Annotated in this window: 1 protein-coding gene and 1 pseudogene; one reads left to right on the top strand and one right to left on the bottom strand. The window is 47.1% G+C overall.

All coding sequences use genetic code 11. The features are described from left to right. A pseudogene (locus A3751_RS14875) lies at window positions 1–234 on the bottom strand (riboflavin synthase); the annotation flags it as partial. 112 nt (window positions 235–346) lie between these two features. On the opposite strand from A3751_RS14875, the gene A3751_RS14870 reads away from it, so the two are divergent. Beyond that, window positions 347–679, top strand: a 333-nt coding sequence (locus A3751_RS14870; protein ID WP_156492495.1) for a hypothetical protein, incomplete at its 3' end; no start/stop codon positions are given.

Below are 679 nucleotides of genomic sequence, written 5' to 3'. Positions count from 1 at the left end.
AAGCTCCCCAAGGTTTGTCACATTCAGCGATTCTTTCATGACGTCAAAACGTGCAACTGAGAGTGCGGTATCGAATGTCGTAACAGTTAAGCAGCAACCGTTAATCGCGATACTGGCCCCGCGCTGCAAGCCGCTTAAGGCGTCCGGGGGGAATCGGAATGTTATTGAGCTCAGAGCGTCACGTTTTTCTATCGCTGTCACTTCTGATTTACCTTGGACGATACCAGTAAACATGGCGTTTGCTCCTTTGGGCTAAAAAATCGAACAGTAATTATGCTTCGTATTGCATTAAAGAATCCGTCTATTCTACCGATATAACCTATTAAGAGCATTAAGGAAGTAGTGCGTGTCGAAAGCAAATCCAGAGAATCAAAATGCGGTAGCTTCAGGGTTGCTTAGAAACGAAGTGCCGCCTCAAAAACGAGCAGAAGCCTCACGTCCCGAGTCAGAAGAGCGCGGTGTTCGGAATATTCGTAGCAGAACACCTAATGCGGATAAAAAACCCGCTTTTGGTGTGAAAGATCCCGCAGCCGATCAAGACAAGCCGCCCGCAGGCAGTGCAGCCACGCTTAAATTAAAAGACGGACCTATTGATGAAGAGACACTTCATGATTTCGCCACGCAGAAGCGACTTTTGGCAAGTTGTGAGCGCGTCAATCTAGTAAACCTTCAAGTTTTG

The organism is Oleiphilus sp. HI0080 (assembly GCF_001635135.1).
Note: the sequence above shows the minus strand (reverse complement) of the source record. Positions and strands in the feature narration are given on the sequence as shown.